The following is a 20,241-nucleotide window of genomic DNA, read 5'->3' as shown; positions in this document are numbered from 1 at the left end:
CCATAATGGACGATCACAAAAACAAACCAGGCCAATATTTTGGGGAAGACGACAACGAACCTAAACGTGAGGAATCTCCGGAGTCCGGCTCTTCATATTATTACTCTTACGGACCGTTCCAATCCTACGGCAAACCAAACGAGGAATCGAATCCGGGGGCTTCCCACGAACGCAATCAGCCCGAAGAGGTGGAAATCACCAGACCGCAACCGATCAAGCCGATTCCTTCGGCTTACGACCTGATCCGGAACACGGCGGAACCGGCCGGCGGCAATAACGGCGATGGCCGCAACGCGCCGGCCGTGAAAAGCGGGGGCAACTGGCAGTACAGCAAACCGCCGAAGCGCTCCTCGTTCCGTTCGGTTTTGGCCGGCGTGTTAGCCGGTATGCTGATCGTCACCGGGGCGATGTTCTTCGCGGACCGCGAGAATCTGTTTACGCCGGATCAAGCCGCGGCCACGTCAGCGCCTGCATCGGGCGGCTCGTCGGACAACGGCGCCGAATCTACCGGTAAAGCGACGACGGCGGTATATCCCGTAACGGATGACGGCGACGTGACCAATGTCGTCAATCAGGCGGGGCCGGCCGTGGTGAAAATCGAAACCTTGACGGATTCCAGCAAGCAACAAAGCGGATCCAACCCGTACAGCAGCGACCCGTTCTACCGGTATTTCTTCGGTGACGACGCGTTTGGTTCCGGGAACGAAGGCAACGGCGGTTCCTCTTCCGGTTCGGGCCAACTCGTGCCGACAGGGATTGGCTCCGGGTTTATCTTCGACAAAACCGGTTATATTTTGACCAACGAACACGTGGTTCACAATGCGGACGTCGTACAGGTAACGGTTCAAGGTACGGAAAAACCATATGAAGCGAAGGTGCTGGGCAAAAGCTACGAGCTTGACCTGGCCGTCCTGAAAATCGATGGCGACAGCAACTTCCCGTCGATTCCGCTTGGCAATTCCGACAACACGCAGGTCGGCGAATGGCTGGTCGCGATCGGCAATCCGCAGGGCTTTGACCATACGGTAACGGCCGGGGTGCTGAGCGCGAAAGAACGCGACATCACGATCGCCGGCGAGAACGGCGAAAAAGACCGCCAATACGAACATTTGCTGCAAACCGACGCATCGATCAATCCCGGCAACTCCGGCGGACCGCTGCTCAACCTGAACGGCGAAGTCATCGGCATTAATGTGGCCGTTAGCTCCGACTCGCAAGGGATCGGGTTTGCGATCCCGACTAGCACGATTTCCGAAGTGCTCGATAAATTGAAAAACAACGAGAAAATTCCGCAGAAACCGGTACCGTTTATCGGCGCCACGCTGATGACGATGACCGAAGAGGTCGCCAAGCAAATGGAAACGGATGTGAAGGAAGGGTCGATCGTGACCGATATCGTCTTCAAGTCGCCGGCCTATAATGCCGATCTCCGTCCTTACGATATCATTACCGGGGCGAACGGCTCCAAATTCGCGACCAAGGAAAAACTGATCGAGTACATTCAGAAGCAGCAAGTAGGCACGAAAGTGACGCTGAACGTCGTACGCGACGGCAAAAACATCGAGCTGCAAGTCACGATCGGCGACAAAAACGAATTTACCAACGTGCAGTAACAAACGCTGATTTGCCGGCCGAAAGGCGGTAGAGGCGGCAGGGACTACAGCCTGCCGCCTTTTTTGTACCCGGATGCGGCATTGCGGGTGCTTTTGGTACAATGGGATTAACGGATATTGGCATAGAAACTCGAGAAGGAGCGATTTTTCGGTGAGATCGGGAATTTTAGTGATAGATGACGACGAGAAAATCACGTCGATGCTTCGGCGCGGCCTGGCGTTTGAAGGCTACGACGTATTTACGGCAAATAACGGGGCGGAGGGCTTGTCCATGATGCTGAGCGCCGATCCGGATTTGATCATCCTGGACGTTATGATGCCGAAGATCGACGGCTTTGAGGTATGCCGGCGCCTGCGCGAGGGCGGGAGCACCGTCCCGGTGCTGATGCTGACCGCCAAGGACGAGGTCGAGAACCGGGTCAAGGGGCTGGACCTGGGGGCGGACGATTATCTCGTCAAGCCGTTTGCTCTTGAGGAGCTGCTGGCCCGGGTTAGGGCTTTGCTGCGCCGGAAGGAGCCGTCCGGGGAAGCGGGCAGCCAGCGGCTGATTTTTGAGGATATCGTGATGGATTTGGATTCGCGCGAGGTGGTTCGGGGCGGGCAGCGCCTGGAATTGACCGCCAAGGAATTCGAGCTGCTTCATCTATTTATGCAAAATCCGAAACGGCTGCTGACCCGGGATCTGATCATGGATAAGATCTGGGGCTACGATTACAGCGGGGAATCCAACGTTCTCGAGGTTTACATCGCCATGCTGCGGCAAAAAACGGAGGAACACGGCGGCAAACGCATCATCCAGACGATCCGCGGAGCCGGTTATATCCTGAGAGGGGACGCATAATATGTCGATCCGGCTCCGGCTGACAGCATGGTATACCGGGATTTTGGCCGTAACGCTCATTTTGTTTAGCGCGTCATTATACGCTTTAGTCCGGTACAACACGTATCAGGAAGTGAAGAAGCGGGTCGTGGAGCAGGCGGAGCAAATTCTCAGTACGCAAAACATCACCCTCACGCAGGGGTGGGATATGCAGCTTGAACCCGACCAGATCATCCGTTTGGAGGACGCGCGGATATTTTGGCAGCTCAATAACTACGTAAAGGGGATTATTCGGCGCTCCCCCGGTCTCCTGGATCGTGATATCAAGTTCCCCGTACCGGATATTCAAGATATCGGAAAAAACGGTAAGTTTCAAACCGTTACGATCAACGGAAATTCTTATATTTTATATGAAAGGCCCCTTGTGTTGCAAAACACGATCATCGGCCTGCTGCAGTTGGCCGCGGATACCAACGCCGAGGACCGGCTGATGAAGCAGATGCAAACCGTGCTGCTGTTCGGTTCGCTGTTTACGATCATTATCGCCAGCTCGCTCGGGCTATTCCTCGCCCGCAAATCGATGGCGCCCATAGGTAAAATCATCGAGGCGGCAAATGGGATACAGACGGGCAACGATCTTAGCGTGCGGATCGACTACGACGGGCCCAACGACGAAATCGGGCGGCTGATCGGCACCGTCAACCACATGCTGGAACGGACCGAGGGCTTCTACAGAGAGCTTGACGAGGCCTATTCCACGCAGCGCCGCTTCGTGTCGGACGCTTCCCATGAGCTTCGGACGCCGCTCACCACGATTCGCGGCAACGTCGATTTGCTGAAGAAGATGTGGAATCCCGATACGGAAAAACGCGAGGCCATCGAGGAAGAACGGGTGCGTAATTTTTCCTTGGAGGCGGTCAGCGACATCGCCGCCGAATCCGAGCGCATGAGCCGGCTAGTCAACGATATGCTGTCTTTGGCCCGGGCCGATGCGGGGCAAACCCTGAGCAAGGAATGGATCCCGCTTCAGCCCGTCGTGGAGGAAGTGATCCGCCGGGCCCAGTTCTTGCCGCGGAAGGCGGAGTGGCTTCAAGGCGATTTGAATGCGCTTGATGGCGTATCGGTGGCGGGCAGCAAGGATTATTTGCAGCAGATGCTGTTTATTTTCATTGAAAATGCGTTTAAGTATACGGAAGAGGGAAGCGTGACGATCGATGCCGCCCGCGCCGGCAGCCAAATCGGCATCCGTATCGCCGATACGGGAATCGGCATGGACCGCAGCGAGGTTCCGCATATTTTCGAGCGCTTTTATAGGGCCGATCCGTCCCGCGGGGTCATTCAAGGAACGGGGCTGGGCTTATCCATCGCCAAATGGATTATAGACGAGCATGACGGCTCCGTGGAAGTATTGACCAAACGGGGCGAGGGTACGACCTTTATCATCTGGCTCCCGGCTGTCTTTAACGCCCTGCCCGAATAAGCTATAATAGAGTTGTTGTTCAAAAAGTCATCTTTTAATCACGAAGCATCTTAAGATGTGAATTCGACATCGAATCTTGAATTCAGCCGGGCCTTCCGATGCTCACGTAGTCTCCAACTACGCTCCGCTACTCAGGCCCTAGCTTCATCCAACCTTCTTGGTGCTGAAAACCTGACTTTTTGAACTTTTACTAATAGTAGCTCCCCTCCGTCAGGAAATCTGGGGGACGAGAAAGCAGGGATGAGAAATCATGGAAGTCATCAAAATTTCGCCGCGCGGTTATTGCTACGGTGTCGTGGATGCGATGGTGCTGGCCCGGCAAGCGGCCAAAAACCTCGATCTGCCGCGGCCGATTTATATACTCGGCATGATTGTGCACAACAGCCATGTCACGAATTCGTTCGAGGACGAAGGAATCATTACGCTGGATGGGCCGAACCGTTTGGATATTTTGAGCCAGGTCGAGAGCGGGACGGTGATTTTTACCGCCCACGGGGTTTCGCCTGAGGTCCGCAAGCTGGCCCGCGACAAGGGATTGACGACCGTGGACGCCACCTGTCCGGACGTGACGAAAACCCATGTGCTGATCGAAGAGAAGGTCGTAGATGGATACGAAGTCATTTATATCGGCAAAAAAGGCCATCCCGAGCCGGAAGGGGCCGTTGGCGTTGCTCCAGGCAAGGTACATTTGATCGAGAAGGAAGAGGAAATCGAAGACCTGAACCTGACGGCCGATAAAATCGTAATCACGAACCAGACCACGATGAGCCAATGGGACATTAAGCATATTATGAAAAAGCTGCTGGAGAAATATCCGGGGGCCGAGGTGCACAACGAGATCTGCCTGGCGACCCAATTGCGCCAGCAGGCCGTGGCCGAACAGGCGAGCCAAGCGGATTTGGTCATCGTCGTCGGCGATCCCCGCAGCAACAACTCGAACCGGCTGGCCCAAGTTTCGGAGGAGATCGCCGGAGTGAAGGCATACCGGATCGCCGACATCACGGAGCTGAAGCGGGAATGGCTGAACGGCATCGCCAAAGTGGCGGTGACTTCGGGCGCCTCCACGCCGACGCCGATTACGAAGGAAATCATCCATTACCTGGAGCAATATGTTCCGGAGGATCCGGCAACCTGGGAAATCGTGCGCACGGTAAATATGCAAAAGCTGCTGCCGCCGGTTAAGGTCGGAGCGAAAAACAAGGAAGACTAAAGTTTCGCGTTCATATCGTTACGGATTCATAGAACAGGAACCGCTAGGCTTGCGGTTCCTGTTACTTTTTTTTAACCTGTTCTACGTCCTCAAAGCCGCGTCCTATCAACGTTTTAAGCCGATTACCAACATTTGCGGGGTCCATCTTGAGGCGATTCATGTTATACTCCTTATAGAAAAAGTTACAAAAATGTAACTGGCGTAGACTACGACTAAGGAGATGACAGAATGAAAAAATCAACTCGATTGAAACGTTTGGTAACCGGCGGTTTGACGGCGATGCTGGCGGCAGCGGTAATTCTGCCGGCTTCGGCTTCGGCGGCTTCGTATACGACGACAACCTACAGAAATTATACAACCTATACAACTTATGGCGCTAACAATTGGACAAACTACTACTATTCGATCCCTTGGAGCCAGTACTATAAACCGCAACCGGTACAAAGCGGCAGCCAAGGCTCAACCGGCGGCAAGGCGCAAACCGGTACGACGCAAGGCACGACGCAAGGCACGACGCAAACCGGCAATACGCAAAGCGGCACGACGACAGACAAGTCGCAGTTTGCCACTCAGGTGATCACGCTGGTGAACCAGGAGCGGGCGAAGCAGGGCTTGAAGCCGGTGACCGGCGATGCCGCGCTGAACAACATGGCCTTGGCCAAAGCGCAGGATATGAGCCAAAACAATTACTTCAGCCATACTTCCCCAACATACGGTTCGCCGTTTGACATGATGACCAAGTTCGGCATCAAATACAGCTATGCCGGCGAGAACATCGCCATGGGGCAAAAAACGCCGGCCGAGGTCGTGAATGCTTGGATGAACAGCGAAGGCCACCGGGCCAATATTTTGAACGCCAACTACAACCTGATCGGCGTCGGTTATTACAACGGCTACTGGGCGCAGGAATTTGTAGGCAGATAAGCGATGATCTTCAGCGAAAGACCGGAGAGCTCTACTCTCCGGTTTTTTATACATATTCATCACTAAAGAGAGTTTGGTACGATTTTTCGCACAAAACCCCTGCAGCCGGCCGGTACGTGTGTTCACTTATTTAAGATTATCTGAGTAAGGATAGTATCGAAGACAAAAAGGTTCCCGAGGCGCTGTAATATTCCGCGCTTGCCTGTGTTCTTTGGGGTTGACGGAAAAGGCATAATCGGCTATAGTTGCTTTAGTGGATAAAAGCTTAAAAGCACACAAGCGTTCAAGTGAAATAGTGCATGTACGTTAGAATATTGGTTTTTAGCCCGTGAATCAAGTGTTTTTTTACAGAAAGGATGAAGAATTCATGATCGTTATTACTTCAAACCAAACCCCTGAGGAGCGCGTACAGGAAATTATCGCCGTGATCGAGAAGGAAGGACTGCAAACCCATGTGTCCCGCGGAAAAGACCGTACCGTGATCGGGTTGATCGGCTTGATCGAACCGAAGCTTGCTGAGCACCTCCGCCAGATGAAAGATGTAGAGAATGTCATCAAAATTTCAAAATCATACAAATTGGCCAGCCGGGATTTTCATCCGGAGAATACGATTATATCGATCGGAGACGTAACCATCGGCGGCGGCGAACTGGTCGTCATGGGCGGACCGTGCGCGGTGGAATCGCCGGAGCAAATCGACGAGATCGCCCGATTGGTAAAGGCGGCCGGCGGCCAGGTGCTGCGCGGCGGCGCGTTTAAGCCGCGCACCGGTCCGTACAGCTTTCAGGGGATCGGCGTGGAAGGGCTTATCATGATGGCGGAGGCAGGCAAGAAGCACGGCCTGTTGACGATTACGGAAGTGATGACGCCGGAATATGTGGATGTCTGCGCTGAATACGCCGATATTTTGCAGGTCGGGACGCGCAATATGCAGAATTTCGATCTGCTGCGCAAGCTCGGCACCTGCAACAAACCAGTGCTGCTGAAACGCGGCTTCAGCGCCACCTATGACGAATTCCTGAACGCGGCGGAGTACATTCTGGCCGGCGGCAACCCGAACGTCATGCTGTGCGAGCGCGGGATCCGCACGTTTGAAACGTACACGCGGAATACGCTGGATTTGTCGGCAATTCCGGTGCTGCAAAGCCTGAGCCATTTGCCGGTCATTTCGGACCCTAGCCATGGCACGGGCCGCCGCGAGCTGGTCGAACCGATGACGAAAGCCTCCGTTGCGGCCGGAGCCGACGGGCTGATCATCGAGATGCATACCGATCCGGACAACTCGATGACCGGCGACGGCGTGCAGTCTCTGTTCCCCGACCAATTCGCCGCTCTGCTGCAAGATTTGGAGAAACTGGCTCCGCTCGTCGGCAAACGTTTCGATACCCCGAAAGCCGCACTTCAGGTGTAAGAAAACGAGAGTTTTAGCGGCGCTTTTAGGACCCGCAAAAACCTTGGAGCCCACTCGCCATGCGAGGAGTGGGCTTTTACACTTTTTGTCGATTAATTTGTACTCAGTGTAATAATACCTTACATCAGATATAAAAATACCTTACATAAGTATTGACGACTCGACCTCCAAAGTCCTATAATGACGACATAATAAATACTAAAGGATGAACGTTAATCGCAATAACAAGATTTAATGTTCGTGATTTGGGGAGGAAAGAGTATGTCAGCAGAGTTCGTTTTAAAAACAATCAAGGAAAAGCAAATCGAATGGGTGGATTTTCGTTTTGTTGATTTGTCGGGACGAGCGCATCATATCACGCTTCCGGCTAAAGAGGTGGATGAAGATACTTTCGTGAACGGCGTTGCTTTCGACGGTTCCTCGATCCCCGGCTTCCGCGGCATCGAAGAATCCGATATGGTCATGATGCCTGACCATGGCGCGGTTTTCGTAGATCCGTTCACGGCACATCCGACGTTGAATGTGTTTTGCGATATTTACACGCCGGACGGCGATCGTTATGAGCGCGACCCTCGCAGCATAGCGGTCCGCGCTGAAGAGTACCTGAAACAAAGCGGCGTAGGTACGGCGGCGTTTTTTGCTCCTGAATCCGAGTTTTTCATTTTTGACGACGTCCGCTTCGAGAACGGGATGAACAAAACGTTCTACTCCGTCGATTCCGAGGAAGCAAGCTGGAATACGGGCCGCACCGAAGAGGGCGGCAACCTGGGCTACAAGGTGCCTGTCAAAGGCGGTTACGTGCCGGTGGCGCCAACCGACAAACAGCAAGACATCCGCAGCGAAATGTGCCGGCTGCTTGAAGAAGCGGGCATTCGCGTAGAACGTCACCATCACGAAGTGGCGACTTCCGGCCAAGCGGAAATCAACTTCCGTTTCGATACGCTGCTGAAAACCGCCGATAACCTGATGGTTTACAAATATATCGTGCATAACACCGCCGCGCAATTCGGCAAAACGGCAACCTTCATGCCGAAACCGCTGTTTGGCGACAACGGCAGCGGGATGCACGTTCACCAATCGATCTTTAACGGCGATACTCCGCTGTTCTACGAAAAAGGCGCCTACGCCAACCTGAGCGAAACTGCGCTGCATTACATCGGCGGCATTTTGCACCATGCGCCGGCAATCATCGCGTTCACCAACCCAAGCACGAACTCGTTTAAACGCTTGGTGCCCGGCTTCGAAGCTCCGGTTAACCTGGTGTATTCCAAAGGCAACCGTTCGGCAGCCGTACGTATCCCGGTAGCGGCGGTAACGCCTAAAGGCTGTCGCATCGAGTTCCGTACCCCGGACTCCACGGCGAACCCTTATCTGGCCTTCTCCGCCATGCTGATGGCCGGCCTGGACGGCATCAAGAACAAAATCGATCCGGTGAAACTGGGTTACGGGCCGTTCGACAAAAACATCTATGAATTGTCCGACGAAGAAAAAGCCGGCATCCGCAGCGTACCGGGCTCGCTGGACGAAGCGTTGAGCGCGCTGGAAAGCGACTATGAATTCCTGACTGCAGGGGGCGTATTCACGAAAGCCTTCATCGACAACTTCGTAGACTTGAAACGCGCTGAAGCCAGAGCCGTAGCCGTAAGAGTACATCCTTACGAATTTGGCCTCTACTACGATCTGTAAGCCGTTCCGGCCATTATACTGGATTATAATCAAAAGCCGTCTCTGGGAGTATGACTCCCGGGGACGGCTTTTTGTTTGAGCGGTTGAACACGCGATTGGCGGACCCCAGAGACCTTATCTGATTCAAAATCTGGGCTTCAAAATTGTTACGGACTCAGAAGTCCTTATTTGCCCCAATCCTGCAAAAAATCAAGCGTTTCGATACCAATAACGTCTCTGGAGTCCGTTAGGTTGAGAAATAGCCGGGACATCGGCGAATAAGGTCTCTAGGGTCCGCTACAGCAGGATCACTGAGCGCTGCCGCAGGACTCGCGCACGGCGAGCTCGGGCTCGACGACGACGCTGCTCGTTACCGACTGGTTGTGGATCAAATCGTACAGCAAGGAGGCCGCCAGGCGGCCCAGCTTCTCTTTGTTCTGGCGGATGGTGGTCAGTGAAGGGGTGATGTATTTGCAGGCTTCAATGTCGTCGCAGCCGATCAGGGCGAAGTCCTCTGGGACGCTTAGCCGGTGCTCCCGCAGCGCCCGCATAGCGCCGATGGCCAGCAGGTCGGATGCGGCGAAGATCGCCCTCGGCACCTGTCCCGCCTGGAGCATGCGGCACATGGCCGAATATCCGCTGGCTTCAAAGAAGTTCTCTCCGTTGACGAACCAGTCCTCCGTTACCTGCAGGCCAAAGCTGTCGAGCGCATCCCGGTAGCCCCTCTCCCGCAGGTTGGATATCTCCGATTCCTGTTCGCTGCCGATATAACCCAGATCCCGATATCCCAGCAGGTAAAAATGCTCCACCGCTTTGAACGACATCTTATAGTTGTCGGACATAACATACCCGGAGCTTCTCCCGCTTAAAGGGATGTCGACGCCGATGCAGGGGATTTCGCTTTGGTCCAGCGCGCGAATTGTCGGCTCTACTTCCTGGCCGGTCACGATCAAGCACCCGTCCACCGGGTATTGCCTGCAGCGGGCCAAATAATCGCCGTCGCTCCATCCGGGCATTTCGTGATTCAAGAACAGCAGATCGTAGCCCAGCAGCCCCATTTGTTTTTGAAAGGCATTCAGTACCTCCGCGAAAAACGGGTGGGCAAAGTCCACGTTCCGCTTTCCGGCAAAAATCACGCCGATCACCTTCGCTTTTTGGGCAGCCAGCGTTTTGGCCGTATGCGCCGGGATATAGCCGGTTTGCTTCATGACCTCGAGCACTTTAACCCGGGTTTCCGGGGAAATGTCGCTATAGTGGTGTATGACTTTGGAGACCGTGGCTACCGATACACCGGCAAGCTCCGCTATTTGCTTCATATTCATATGGAATCCTCCAATAATCCGACGCTTAATTGTCCGAAAAAAATTTCGTAAAATCAGCATAACGTCCGTGAAGCGAAACGTCAAGATTTTGACAGCTTTTTAACGCTTAAAACCTTTACAAACGGCATATTAAAAGGCATAATGAACTTGCCGAAACCGGTTTCGGATTTGGCTGACGAAGAGAGATGTTTAGGTTTGAGTTACGAAAATTTTCGGAGTATCACTCGGAAACGAAAGGATGTTGTTTATGGAGCCAAAAGGCTGGAGATTTTATGGAAAAGAGGGCGCGTTCCGGCTGGAGCAACCCGAGCTGAACAGTTACTTATATTTTCCGCTGGTGAACGAGGCCGGGATGATGTCCTCGATATCTCCGCACTTGCACGGGCAGACGGCTACGGGCCATAACTCGTTTTTACTGGAGCCGATCTCGGTGGAAGCGTTGCATAATTCCAAAGCGGCACGGAATTTCTGGCTCTATATCGACGGATATGGCGCTTGGTCGGCCAGCGGCAATTCGGCGAAACAAAACGCCGAGTTGTTCTCCGGGTCCAAGGAGAAAACGACCTTGGAGGCCGGATTTCTGTGGCACTCCGTCATTCGGGAAAACGCGGCGCTTGGCCTGCGGGCGGAAACGGTCAATTTCGTTCCCGTCACCGACGACCGGATCGAGCTGATGAAAGTCCGCTTGACCAACACCGGAACCCGGGCGCTGAGCATCACCCCTACTGCGGCCATTCCGCTGTACGGCCGTTCCGCCGACGATCTCCGCGATCATCGGCATGTGACCTCCCTGCTGCACCGGATCTACACGGCGTCGCACGGCGTGGAAGTCCAGCCGTCGCTATCGTTCGACGAGCGGGGGCATCGCGTCAATAAGGCGGCGTACAGCGTGTTGGGCGCTGAGGCGAACGGGACGGCTCCGGTCGGCTTTTTCCCCGTGACCGAGGATTTTATCGGCGAAGGCGGGGCGCTGGACTGGCCGCAGGCGGTCGTTGCCAACGAGATGCCTAAGGCGGAAGCCGGAGTCGTACTGGAAGGCTATGAAGCGGTAGGGGCACTTAGATTCGCCCAAATTGAACTCCAGCCGAGAGCATCGGCTTCGTACATCGTCGCCATGGTCATCGCCGACGACCGGATCGATGTGCAGCGGTATGCCGCCGATTATTTGACGGAACGGCGTTTCGATGATCTGCTGGAACTAAATCAAGCCTATTGGCGCGATAAACTGGATGCCATTTCTTTTCGCTCCGGGGACGAACAGCAAGATCTGTGGATGAAGTGGGTGACGCTTCAGCCGATTCTGCGGCGGCTCTTCGGCAACTCGTTTCTTCCTTACCACGATTATGGGCGGGGCGGCCGGGGCTGGAGGGATCTGTGGCAGGATTGCCTCGCTTTGATGGTCATGGAGCCCGCGGAGGTTCGTTACCTGCTGCTGAATAACTATGCGGGCGTCCGCATCGATGGAAGCAACGCGACCATCATCGGCACGAAGCCGGGCGAATTCATCGCCGACCGCAACAATATTCCGCGGGTCTGGATGGACCACGGCGCATGGCCGCTGCTGACGACGCTGCTGTACATTCATCAGAGCGGGGACCTGGATTTTTTGCGCCAGCCGCAGACGTATTTCCGCGACGTATTCATTAAGCGCTGCCGGGAACGGGACGAGGCCTGGTCGCCGGAGTCGGGCAACAAGCTGTTGACGAAAGACGGTCGGGTTTATGAAGGAACCATCCTGGAGCATATCCTGCTGCAAAATATCGTACCGTTCTTCAATGTGGGCGAACGGGGGAATATCAAGCTGGAAGGGGCGGACTGGAACGATGGTCTGGATCTGGCGCCGGCCCGGGGGGAAAGCGTGGCGTTTACGGCGTTTTATGCCAGCAACCTGCTGGAGCTGTCCGGGCTGCTGGAGCATCTGCAGCGTACTTCGGGCGAGGACGTCATCGAGATTGCCGAAGAAATCGCCGTTCTGCTCGACAGCTTGAATGCGCCGGTAACCTACGATAGCATCGCGGATAAACAGGCCTTGCTTAACCGGTATTACGAATCGATCGTGCCCGCGGTAAGCGGACGCAAGCTGAAGCTCGATATCCGAGAGGTCGCGGCCGATTTGCGGCGGAAGGCCGAATGGGCCGTCCGGCATCTGCGGAAGCAGGAGTGGATCCGGAGCCAAGAGGGATATGAGTGGTTTAACGGCTATTATAACAATGATGCCGAGCAGGTGGAGGGCGATCATCCGGAAGGAGTTCGCATGACGCTGACGGGCCAGGTTTTTGCCATCATGGGCGGGATTGCTACCGAGGAACAGGTCGGCAGAATCACGTCCGCAGTCGACCGTTACTTAAAGGATGACCGGATCGGCTATCGGTTGAATTCCCGATTTGGCGGGATCCAGCAAAACTTGGGCCGGGCGTTCGGTTTTGCTTTCGGTCATAAGGAAAACGGAGCGATGTTCAGCCATATGACGGTCATGTACGCCAACGCCTTGTACAAACGCGGGTTTGTCCAGGCGGGCAAGCAGGTGCTGGATTCCGTCTACGAGCTGTCCGCCGATTTCGCCAAAAGCCGGATGTACCCCGGGGTACCGGAATATATTAACGAACGGGGCCGCGGGATGTATACTTATTTAACGGGATCGGCCAGTTGGCTGCTGCTGACGCTGCTGACGGAGGTTTATGGAGTAAAAGGGCACTATGGGGATTTGCATCTGGAACCGAAGCTGGCAGGCGGGCAGTTCGATGCGGCCGGAGAGGCGGCGGTGGTCACGATATTTGCCGGACGGAAGCTGGACGTCGTGTATCGAAACCCGCAGCTTGCCGATTACGGCGAGTACCGGATCGACGGCCTTACCCTGAATGGCAGTCCGTTGAGCTGTACCATCCAGGGGCAAGGCTGCCTTATTCCGCGCCAGGTTATCGAGGCGTTGCCTAACGAAGCCGTTCACCGTATAGAAATCACGCTAGCCGTGTAAAGGACAGGAAGGGATCGGAATGGCATTCGAGTTGAAAAACGATCATTTGATCGTTGAAATTGCGGAATTGGGCGAAGCTTACCGGGGACAGCGATTTGATTGGACCGGCTTCATCACCGGGGTGAAGCTGGCCGAAGGCGGGCATCGTTTCTGCGTGCCCGAAAGCTTGACCCCCGGATCGGGGACCGGGGGCAGCGGATTATGCAGCGAGTTCGGCATCAAAGAAGCGATCGGTTACGGCGAAACGGAGATCGGCGATCCGTTTCCGAAGCTGGGAGTCGGGCTTTTGACGCGTCCGGACGCTGCGGAATACCGCTTCTATCGGGAATACGACTGCCGGCGTTTCGAGACGCAGATAGAGCAGGAGCATCCGCAGCGGATTTGCTTTACCGCCTTGCCGATGGAATGCCGGGGGTATGCCGCTCGGGTGCAGAAGACGATCGAAATCAGCGGCAACCGGCTGACGGTTGAATACGCGGTGGAAAATACGGGGAGCAAGCCGATAACGACCGATGAGTATTGCCACAATTTTATCGGGATCGACGATCAGCCGGTCGGTCCGGAATATGAATTGAATTTTCCATTTGCCTTCAAGCCCTGGAGCGATGATTCGGCGACGATGGAGGGATTGGCGTTCAAAGGAAACAGAGTATCCTGGGAGCGCCGGCCGATCAAGGATTTTTATTTCCGTTTGGAGGGCTTTGACGGGCAGGCATATCCGTGGCTTTGGGAGCTGCGGCATCGGCCCAGCGGCGCCGTCGTGCGCGAACGGAGCCGGCTTTCCGTGTCCGCAGCCGCCGTCTGGGGGCATGGCCATGTCATTTCCCCGGAAATGTTCGTGGAAGTGAATTTGGCGCCGGGCGAACGAACGAGTTGGACCCGAATTTATGAGTTTAGCGTGGAGTAAATGTTTAGTCCCTTTCCTATGATGAAGCGTTAATGTGTCAATTCTGTAAACTAGCGCATTTTTACGAAATAACAGCTTGCTGGGGAATCGAATAGTTGCTATGATAATCCATAACTATATTTCGATAAACCATACATGAAACGTGAAAGGAAGGGATGGGGAGCAATGAGTAAGAGAGCTTTTAACTTTAATGCAGGCCCGGCCGCGTTGCCGCTCGAGGTGCTGGAGCGCGCGCAGGCGGAGTTTGTCGATTTTCGCGGAACCGGCATGTCGATCATGGAGATGTCCCACCGGGGCGCCGTTTATGAAGGGGTTCATAATGAGGCGGCCAGCCGCTTACTGAAGCTGCTTGGAAATCCGTCGGGCTATCGGGTGATCTTCCTGCAGGGCGGAGCGTCCACGCAATTTGCGATGCTGCCGATGAACCTGCTGACGGTAGGCAAAACCGCCGGTTACGTGAAATCGGGCAGTTGGGCGAATAAAGCGATTAAAGAAGCGAAGCTCATCGGCGAGACGTTCGTCGCGGCCACTTCGGAAGAAGACAAGTATATGTCGATCCCGGACGTGGGCAACCTGCGCCTTCCGGAAAATGCGGCCTACGTGCATTTGACCTCGAATGAAACGATCGAAGGCACGCAATTCCAGCAGTTTCCGGATACCGGCAGCGTTCCGCTGATCGCGGACATGTCGAGCGATATTTTGTGCCGGCCGTTTGACCTGAATCAGTTCGGCATGGTCTATGCCGGCGCGCAAAAGAACCTGGGGCCGTCCGGCGTGACCGTCGTCATCGCCCGCGAGGAGCTTCTGCGCGAGTCGCCGAAGCATCTGCCGATGATGTTCCGGTACGACACGCATGCCGAAAACAACTCGCTGTACAATACACCGCCATCCTTTTCTATTTATATGGTTAACGAAGTGCTGAAATGGATCGAGGAACAAGGCGCTCTCGAAGGGATCGAGAAGAAAAACCGGGAGAAAGCCGATTTGCTGTATCAAGCGATCGATGCCAGCGGCGGATTTTTCCGCGGATGCGTCTCTCCGGATAGCCGTTCGACGATGAACGTGACGTTCCGCCTGGCTTCCGAGGAGCTGGAGAAGCTGTTCGTCAAAGAATCGGAGCAAGAAGGCTTCATAGGCCTTAAAGGACACCGCAGCGTCGGGGGCTTGCGGGCTTCGATTTATAACGCGGTTCCGTATGACAGCATTAAAGCCCTGGTTGATTTTATGAGCCAGTTCCAAAAAACGCACGGATAATCGTTCGGTTCGGGTAAGCCTGATTCATCGAAACGCGACAGAACCTCCATCTCCGCTTGCAGTAAAGCGGGGATGGAGGTTTTTTGCCCAGGATAATTTGCTATAATGGAACAAGTGCTGTCTTAGCGGGCAACTTTATTTTTGGACGAGGAGATCGATCATCATGGCATTACATATCGTACTGGTGGAGCCGGAAATACCGGCCAATACGGGAAATATCGCGAGAACCTGCGCGGCAACGGGAATTCATCTGCATCTGGTGCGCCCTCTGGGGTTTCGGACGGACGACGCAACGCTGAAACGGGCCGGGCTGGATTATTGGTACGCGGTGCATATCGAATACCACGACTCTTTTCAGGAGGTTGAGGAGATGTACGCCGGCAGCCGCTTTTTCTTCGCGACGACGAAGGCAAGCAAGCGGTATACGGATTTCACTTACCGCGACGGAGACTTCTTCGTATTCGGCAAGGAGACGAAAGGGTTGTCGCCGGAGATTCTGGCAGCCCATCCCGAAACAGTGATGCGCATGCCGATGACCGACAAGGTTCGCTCTTTGAATTTATCCAATTCCGCGGCGATCATCGTTTACGAGGCGCTGCGGCAGCTTGATTTTCCCGGAATGCAGTGAGGCGGGGAATAACCAAAGGAAATTCGATACATGGACCAACGTACAACGGAAAAAGCGAAAATGCTGCGCGGAGTTCGGCAAACCCGTGACTATAGGCGATAACGTTTGGATTGGCGGCCGGGCCGTCATCGTGCCCGGAGTTACGACCCGGCGATAACGCGGTGATTGCGGCCGGGGCGGTTGTGACGAAAAATGTGCCAAGCGGTGCGGTGGTAGGGGGCAATCCCGCCAAAATAATTAAAAACGTAGAAATTTAGCAGGAATCCTGAAAATGATAGCGAAATATAATAGATTAGGTATTTGGTTCTATTTTTACATAACTATTCTTTTCAGGAGAGGTGTACAATTTTATGAAACCTGCTGGTGTGGTCCGTAAAGTGGATCAGTTGGGTAGAATCGTGCTGCCCAAATCGCTGCGCAAAAGATATCAAATGAACGAGGGCGATCCCGTCGAGATTTTGGTGCAGGGCGATCACATCATTTTGGAGAGATACCGGCCGAAATGTGTGTTCTGCGGATCGATGGAAGGCGTTAGCGATTTCAAAGAGCGCTCCATTTGCAATCAGTGCCTGGTCGAAATGAACCAACTGTCCTAGTCGTTTAAAGTCAAGTGTCCTGATGCAGACCTACCCGTTTTCCAATAGGGGGAGCCGGGTTGTTATAGGGTGATGGTGTCGGATGGGCAATAATAAATAAGCTTCCCGCGAGGGAAGCTTATTTATTTTACAGACCTTTAGTTTTATCATCGTTGTAGGATGCCGTCAAAATACCGCACAAAAACAGGGCCAGCACCAAGGCAATGATCCAAAACGTTAAAGAGAAAGACAAAGCCAACACCTCCACGTTGTACTCCTTCTCTATATTATACCCGCCTATTCCCCAAAAATAAATCATTTATATGATATATCTCATAGACGAATTGGGAGCGGGAGGCGAAAGGCACGCTATCTAAAAAACAGGAAATGGGTAGGTACCGGGCGGAGCGCACCGTCGGAAGGATCGTTCACGACTCGGCCATTGACCACCAGGGACGAAGAGCCCCCGCCGTCCAAATTGTAGGCATCCTGCACGCCCATTTTCCAGAGCTTGTTCTGGAGCTCGGCCAAGGTTGCCCCGGAACGCCCGTTTTCATCGTCGCCGTCGACGACGAGCACGAGCAACTGATCATCTTTGTAATTTCCGATCACCGTGCGGGGCGCGCGCAGCGGGGAGGACTGCCATTTGGGCGGAATCGCCGTTCTCTGGCCGTTCTGCAGCAGGATGGGTACGAAGGAAGCGCCGAATTGCGGCTGCAGCCGGTCTAAATCCGCTTTACGCTGGAACTTGCCGCCGATCAGTTTGCCGGACTTGCCCAGTCCTACGAAAAACAGGTCTTTATAGGTCGGCTCGAAGCCGTTTAGATATTGGCCGTTTAACACCGTGGTGCTGAGCGGATAACGCTTCCCCCGGGAATCGGCGAAACCTCCGGCATTGATGCCGGCAACCGCGCCGTACCGCTGCACGGCTTGCTTCGTCGTCTCCGCGCCGCCCAGCTTATCCTTGCCCAGCGTCATTTTCATGGCATCCGGGGATTTCAACCGGATCTTCATCGCGTATCCGCGATAATTGCCGGGGTTGATTTTGTATAGTTCGATGCGGATGCGATCGCTTTGAATCGTTTCGTAAGCCGTTCCCAACCTGGACGTAATCCGGCGATTGTATATCGATTCGGGCCGACCGGCCGCCGTCGTTGCCGTGTGGACGATGGAACTCATCGTCGTCGTCGTTTTACGGTACAATTCGGCCGTTTGGCGAATCGAGGATAAAGTCGTTTTGGCGTTCGCTTTGGCCTGCTCGAGGCCTTTGGAAATGCTGGCGGTCGTCTGCAAAATCTCGGCCTCAGGCGTCAGCTTGTCCCGCACGCTGTTCCATTCAATGGCGGCTCCGCTGATCAGCATGGCGATCAGCAAGCCAAGCAAAGGGCCGGTGGCCAGCAGGAAAAAACGGTTGATTTGTTTGGCCGGCGTGATCATTTCAATAAGTCCATCTGCTTCTGCAGTTTGGCCAACTGCTGCTTGACCTCATTCAGCTGCGAATATAATTTATTGCTGTTGTCCGTTTTTTCGGTGCTGTTGTCTTTGGTAAACTCCAGCAATTCGTTGAACGTATCCACCTTGCTTTGCAGCGCCGTCACTTCTTCGGACAAGGCGGTTAGCTGGGCCGTGTAATCCGCTTTCATCAACGCCGTTTCGCTTTGCCATTTGGCATCGAGCTGCTCGACCATCGAGTGCTTCAGATGATCGCTATAGAAATAGGCAGCGGTGATTCCGGCGCCGATCAAGAGAAACCAGATGAGCAGAATCATGGCTACGGAAGGCCTCCGCGTTTTCCTGCTGCGCATCGGTTCGTTGACGGTTGCAGGCTCCGTAGAATAAGACATGGTTAATCACCTCAAAACTAGTAGTGCGTGTTCAAAAAGTCGGGCTTTTTGAGCAACCGTTTAGATGGAAGATCAAAAAGTCGGGTTTTCAGCACCAAGAAGGTTGGATGAAGCTAGGGACTTCTGGAGCGGAGCGTAGGCAGACCTACGTGAGCACCGGAAGTCCCGGGTGAATTCAAGATTCGCCGCCGAATTCTCTTCATGCTTTGCCGCGTGATGGAAAGATGACTTTTTGAGCAACCTCTATTATATGCAGTTCCCATTCTATCACGGCGACATATTGTTGGCAAAATCGATAGATTCGGCGGGCCTTCGCCAAATTCTGCATTTCGCGGTTCGACTCGGTCCCCGTTGTCTGGCAAATTTGTCCTGAGGTACAATCACCGTAACATATAAAGGAAACGGGGTGCGCATGTGGATACGGGGTTGGAGATGCTGAAGCGCCGGCTTCCGCCGGCCTTTGCCCGGGAGATCGAAACCCGGCAGCGGGACGGAAGCTTGATTTCGTTGGCTGGCCCGCAGGGGGACGGAGGCGGTTGGCCGCCGGAGCGGGAGAATGGAGCGGCCGGTGGCGGAAATAGCGAAAGGCAGAGCGAAGGGAAAAAGGGGAAAGCGGAACCGCCGGGAGACGCCGTCGCGCCGACCGAAGGAGTTGGCACGAAGGAATCGGCAGCAGGCCAAGCCGATTCGCTGCCTGGTAAGAAGAAGGAGATAGACGGGGATATCCCGCTGCTGGTTTGGCTCGCGGCAGCGTATCGCGAAAGCGAAGTCGGGGGGACGGACCCGCAGCAGTTGCTGCTGGCCGAAAGCGCCGACGGGGCGCTGGACCTGCTGCTGCGGGCGCTGGTGCCCGGCGGCGGGGCGGTGCTCGTCGAGACGCCCGCCTCTCCGGAGGCGCTGGAGCTGATGCGCCGCCGCGGCATCCGGGCGGTCCCGGTAGCGTGCGACCGGGACGGCATGCTGCCGGACGATCTGCGGCGAAAATGCAAAACGGCCGGGGGGCAGCCGGCCTTGGTGTACGTGACGCCGCATGGCTCGGGCCCGTCCGGCCGGGTGTGGAGCCGGCCGCGCAAGCTGGCGCTGCTCGCGCTAAGCGAGCGGCTTACGCTGCCGATCGTGGAAGACGATACGGCGGGAGAAACGATACTGGCGTTGATCGGCAAGGCATTCGCTGCTGAGGAACGCAACTCGGCCGTGGAAACCGCGTCAGCCGAGGAGCGAATGGAGGAGGTTGGGGAGCCGGCAGGCGCGGAACCAATCGGCGTGGCGGCGGGGCCGGTGCAGCCGGCCCCAAGGGAAGTACAGGCCGGGCTTGCTGAGCCTAGCCTGGATTCGTTTTGCCGGTTGCGGCAGCAAGCGGGATGTGGGGGAGCCGAGGTGATCGGCATCGGCTCCCTGGAGCGGACGCTGACGCCGCAGCTGCCGCTCGCGTGGCTGCGCGGCGAAGCGAAAACGCTGGAACGGCTCCGCCGCGTTCCAGCGCCGGGCAGCTCCAGCGCCGCGGGCGTTGGCATGGCCGAGCGAGCCGGGCGGCTTCACGCCTGGCTGGAAGTAGCCGTCGGCATTTCCCCCGCGCCTGCTCCGTAGAACATCGTTTCGCCCACCGCTTCCCCG

Annotated in this window: 16 protein-coding genes and 1 pseudogene; 14 read left to right on the top strand and 3 right to left on the bottom strand. The window is 55.1% G+C overall.

What is annotated here, in order from left to right; genetic code table 11:
• Positions 1-5 precede the first annotated feature (5 nt).
• The 7 genes from ACQ4N8_RS16835 (at position 6) to glnA (ending at position 9,144) form a co-directional block, all read left to right on the top strand.
• The gene (locus ACQ4N8_RS16835; protein ID WP_430705511.1) at positions 6-1,613 is read left to right on the top strand and encodes a S1C family serine protease; all 1,608 of its coding nucleotides are present in this window, start codon (positions 6-8) and stop codon (positions 1,611-1,613) included.
• A gap of 151 nt (positions 1,614-1,764) precedes the next feature.
• The gene (locus ACQ4N8_RS16830) at positions 1,765-2,454 is read left to right on the top strand and encodes a response regulator transcription factor (protein WP_430705510.1); all 690 of its coding nucleotides are present in this window, start codon (positions 1,765-1,767) and stop codon (positions 2,452-2,454) included.
• Between the two features lies 1 nt (position 2,455).
• Positions 2,456-3,913, top strand: a complete 1,458-nt coding sequence (locus ACQ4N8_RS16825; RefSeq protein WP_430705509.1) for a sensor histidine kinase — start codon at positions 2,456-2,458, stop codon at positions 3,911-3,913.
• A gap of 250 nt (positions 3,914-4,163) precedes the next feature.
• Entirely contained in the window at positions 4,164-5,123 is a 960-nt protein-coding gene (locus ACQ4N8_RS16820) for a 4-hydroxy-3-methylbut-2-enyl diphosphate reductase (protein WP_430705508.1), read from the top strand.
• 228 nt (positions 5,124-5,351) lie between these two features.
• Entirely contained in the window at positions 5,352-6,047 is a 696-nt protein-coding gene (locus tag ACQ4N8_RS16815) for a CAP domain-containing protein (protein ID WP_430705507.1), read from the top strand.
• Positions 6,048-6,414: 367 nt separating this feature from the next.
• Positions 6,415-7,458: a 3-deoxy-7-phosphoheptulonate synthase gene (aroF, locus tag ACQ4N8_RS16810; protein ID WP_430705506.1), complete on the top strand. Its 1,044-nt coding sequence runs from the start codon at positions 6,415-6,417 to the stop codon at positions 7,456-7,458.
• Between the two features lie 261 nt (positions 7,459-7,719).
• Positions 7,720-9,144 (top strand): type I glutamate--ammonia ligase, encoded by a 1,425-nt coding sequence (gene glnA, locus ACQ4N8_RS16805; protein WP_430705505.1) that lies wholly within the window; start codon positions 7,720-7,722, stop codon positions 9,142-9,144.
• Between the two features lie 287 nt (positions 9,145-9,431).
• On the opposite strand, the gene ACQ4N8_RS16800 is transcribed toward glnA, so the two are convergent.
• A complete protein-coding gene (locus ACQ4N8_RS16800; protein WP_430705504.1) occupies positions 9,432-10,445 on the bottom strand; it encodes a LacI family DNA-binding transcriptional regulator in 1,014 nt (337 codons plus the stop codon).
• Positions 10,446-10,692: 247 nt separating this feature from the next.
• On the opposite strand from ACQ4N8_RS16800, the gene ACQ4N8_RS16795 reads away from it, so the two are divergent.
• The 6 genes and pseudogenes from ACQ4N8_RS16795 (at position 10,693) to ACQ4N8_RS16770 (ending at position 16,804) form a co-directional block, all read left to right on the top strand.
• Entirely contained in the window at positions 10,693-13,419 is a 2,727-nt protein-coding gene (locus ACQ4N8_RS16795; protein ID WP_430705503.1) for a GH36-type glycosyl hydrolase domain-containing protein, read from the top strand.
• Between the two features lie 19 nt (positions 13,420-13,438).
• Positions 13,439-14,326, top strand: a complete 888-nt coding sequence (locus ACQ4N8_RS16790) for a hypothetical protein (RefSeq protein WP_430705502.1) — start codon at positions 13,439-13,441, stop codon at positions 14,324-14,326.
• A gap of 165 nt (positions 14,327-14,491) precedes the next feature.
• Positions 14,492-15,580 carry a 3-phosphoserine/phosphohydroxythreonine transaminase gene (gene serC, locus ACQ4N8_RS16785; protein ID WP_430705501.1) on the top strand — a complete coding sequence of 363 codons (1,089 nt, stop codon included), beginning with the start codon at positions 14,492-14,494 and terminating at the stop codon, positions 15,578-15,580.
• A 163-nt stretch (positions 15,581-15,743) separates the two neighbouring features.
• Complete coding sequence (trmL, locus tag ACQ4N8_RS16780; protein WP_430705500.1) at positions 15,744-16,208, top strand: tRNA (uridine(34)/cytosine(34)/5-carboxymethylaminomethyluridine(34)-2'-O)-methyltransferase TrmL; 465 nt, start codon at positions 15,744-15,746, stop codon at positions 16,206-16,208.
• Positions 16,209-16,275: 67 nt separating this feature from the next.
• A pseudogene (locus ACQ4N8_RS16775) lies at positions 16,276-16,465 on the top strand (DapH/DapD/GlmU-related protein); the annotation flags it as partial.
• Positions 16,466-16,558: 93 nt separating this feature from the next.
• Positions 16,559-16,804, top strand: a complete 246-nt coding sequence (locus ACQ4N8_RS16770) for an AbrB/MazE/SpoVT family DNA-binding domain-containing protein (RefSeq protein WP_430705499.1) — start codon at positions 16,559-16,561, stop codon at positions 16,802-16,804.
• A 348-nt stretch (positions 16,805-17,152) separates the two neighbouring features.
• Here ACQ4N8_RS16770 and ACQ4N8_RS16765 read toward each other — a convergent pair whose 3' ends face one another.
• Complete coding sequence (locus ACQ4N8_RS16765) at positions 17,153-18,220, bottom strand: phosphodiester glycosidase family protein (protein ID WP_430705498.1); 1,068 nt, start codon at positions 18,218-18,220, stop codon at positions 17,153-17,155.
• Positions 18,217-18,627 carry a hypothetical protein gene (locus ACQ4N8_RS16760; protein ID WP_430705497.1) on the bottom strand — a complete coding sequence of 137 codons (411 nt, stop codon included), beginning with the start codon at positions 18,625-18,627 and terminating at the stop codon, positions 18,217-18,219. The genes ACQ4N8_RS16765 and ACQ4N8_RS16760 overlap by 4 nt, the downstream gene beginning before the upstream one ends.
• 414 nt (positions 18,628-19,041) lie before the next feature.
• Between ACQ4N8_RS16760 and ACQ4N8_RS16755 the strand changes: the two genes are divergently transcribed.
• Positions 19,042-20,214 carry a hypothetical protein gene (locus ACQ4N8_RS16755; protein ID WP_430705496.1) on the top strand — a complete coding sequence of 391 codons (1,173 nt, stop codon included), beginning with the start codon at positions 19,042-19,044 and terminating at the stop codon, positions 20,212-20,214.
• Positions 20,215-20,241: the final 27 nt, after the last annotated feature.

It is taken from the genome of Paenibacillus macerans (assembly GCF_050565405.1).
GTDB lineage: Bacteria > Bacillota > Bacilli > Paenibacillales > Paenibacillaceae > Fontibacillus > Fontibacillus macerans_B.
Note: the sequence above shows the minus strand (reverse complement) of the source record. Positions and strands in the feature narration are given on the sequence as shown.

Bases quoted from the DNA above. Each gene is read 5' to 3' on its own strand.
- ACQ4N8_RS16790 (WP_430705502.1), top strand. From the start codon at position 13,439: ATGGCATTCGAGTTGAAAAACGATCATTTGATCGTTGAAATTGCGGAA.
- ACQ4N8_RS16835 (WP_430705511.1), top strand. From the start codon at position 6: ATGGACGATCACAAAAACAAACCAGGCCAATATTTTGGGGAAGACGAC.
- ACQ4N8_RS16800 (WP_430705504.1), bottom strand. From the start codon at position 10,445: ATGAATATGAAGCAAATAGCGGAGCTTGCCGGTGTATCGGTAGCCACG.
- serC (WP_430705501.1), top strand. From the start codon at position 14,492: ATGAGTAAGAGAGCTTTTAACTTTAATGCAGGCCCGGCCGCGTTGCCG.
- trmL (WP_430705500.1), top strand. From the start codon at position 15,744: ATGGCATTACATATCGTACTGGTGGAGCCGGAAATACCGGCCAATACG.
- ACQ4N8_RS16760 (WP_430705497.1), bottom strand. From the start codon at position 18,627: ATGTCTTATTCTACGGAGCCTGCAACCGTCAACGAACCGATGCGCAGC.
- ACQ4N8_RS16825 (WP_430705509.1), top strand. From the start codon at position 2,456: ATGTCGATCCGGCTCCGGCTGACAGCATGGTATACCGGGATTTTGGCC.
- ACQ4N8_RS16795 (WP_430705503.1), top strand. From the start codon at position 10,693: ATGGAGCCAAAAGGCTGGAGATTTTATGGAAAAGAGGGCGCGTTCCGG.
- ACQ4N8_RS16820 (WP_430705508.1), top strand. From the start codon at position 4,164: ATGGAAGTCATCAAAATTTCGCCGCGCGGTTATTGCTACGGTGTCGTG.
- ACQ4N8_RS16765 (WP_430705498.1), bottom strand. From the start codon at position 18,220: ATGATCACGCCGGCCAAACAAATCAACCGTTTTTTCCTGCTGGCCACC.
- ACQ4N8_RS16815 (WP_430705507.1), top strand. From the start codon at position 5,352: ATGAAAAAATCAACTCGATTGAAACGTTTGGTAACCGGCGGTTTGACG.
- ACQ4N8_RS16770 (WP_430705499.1), top strand. From the start codon at position 16,559: ATGAAACCTGCTGGTGTGGTCCGTAAAGTGGATCAGTTGGGTAGAATC.
- aroF (WP_430705506.1), top strand. From the start codon at position 6,415: ATGATCGTTATTACTTCAAACCAAACCCCTGAGGAGCGCGTACAGGAA.
- glnA (WP_430705505.1), top strand. From the start codon at position 7,720: ATGTCAGCAGAGTTCGTTTTAAAAACAATCAAGGAAAAGCAAATCGAA.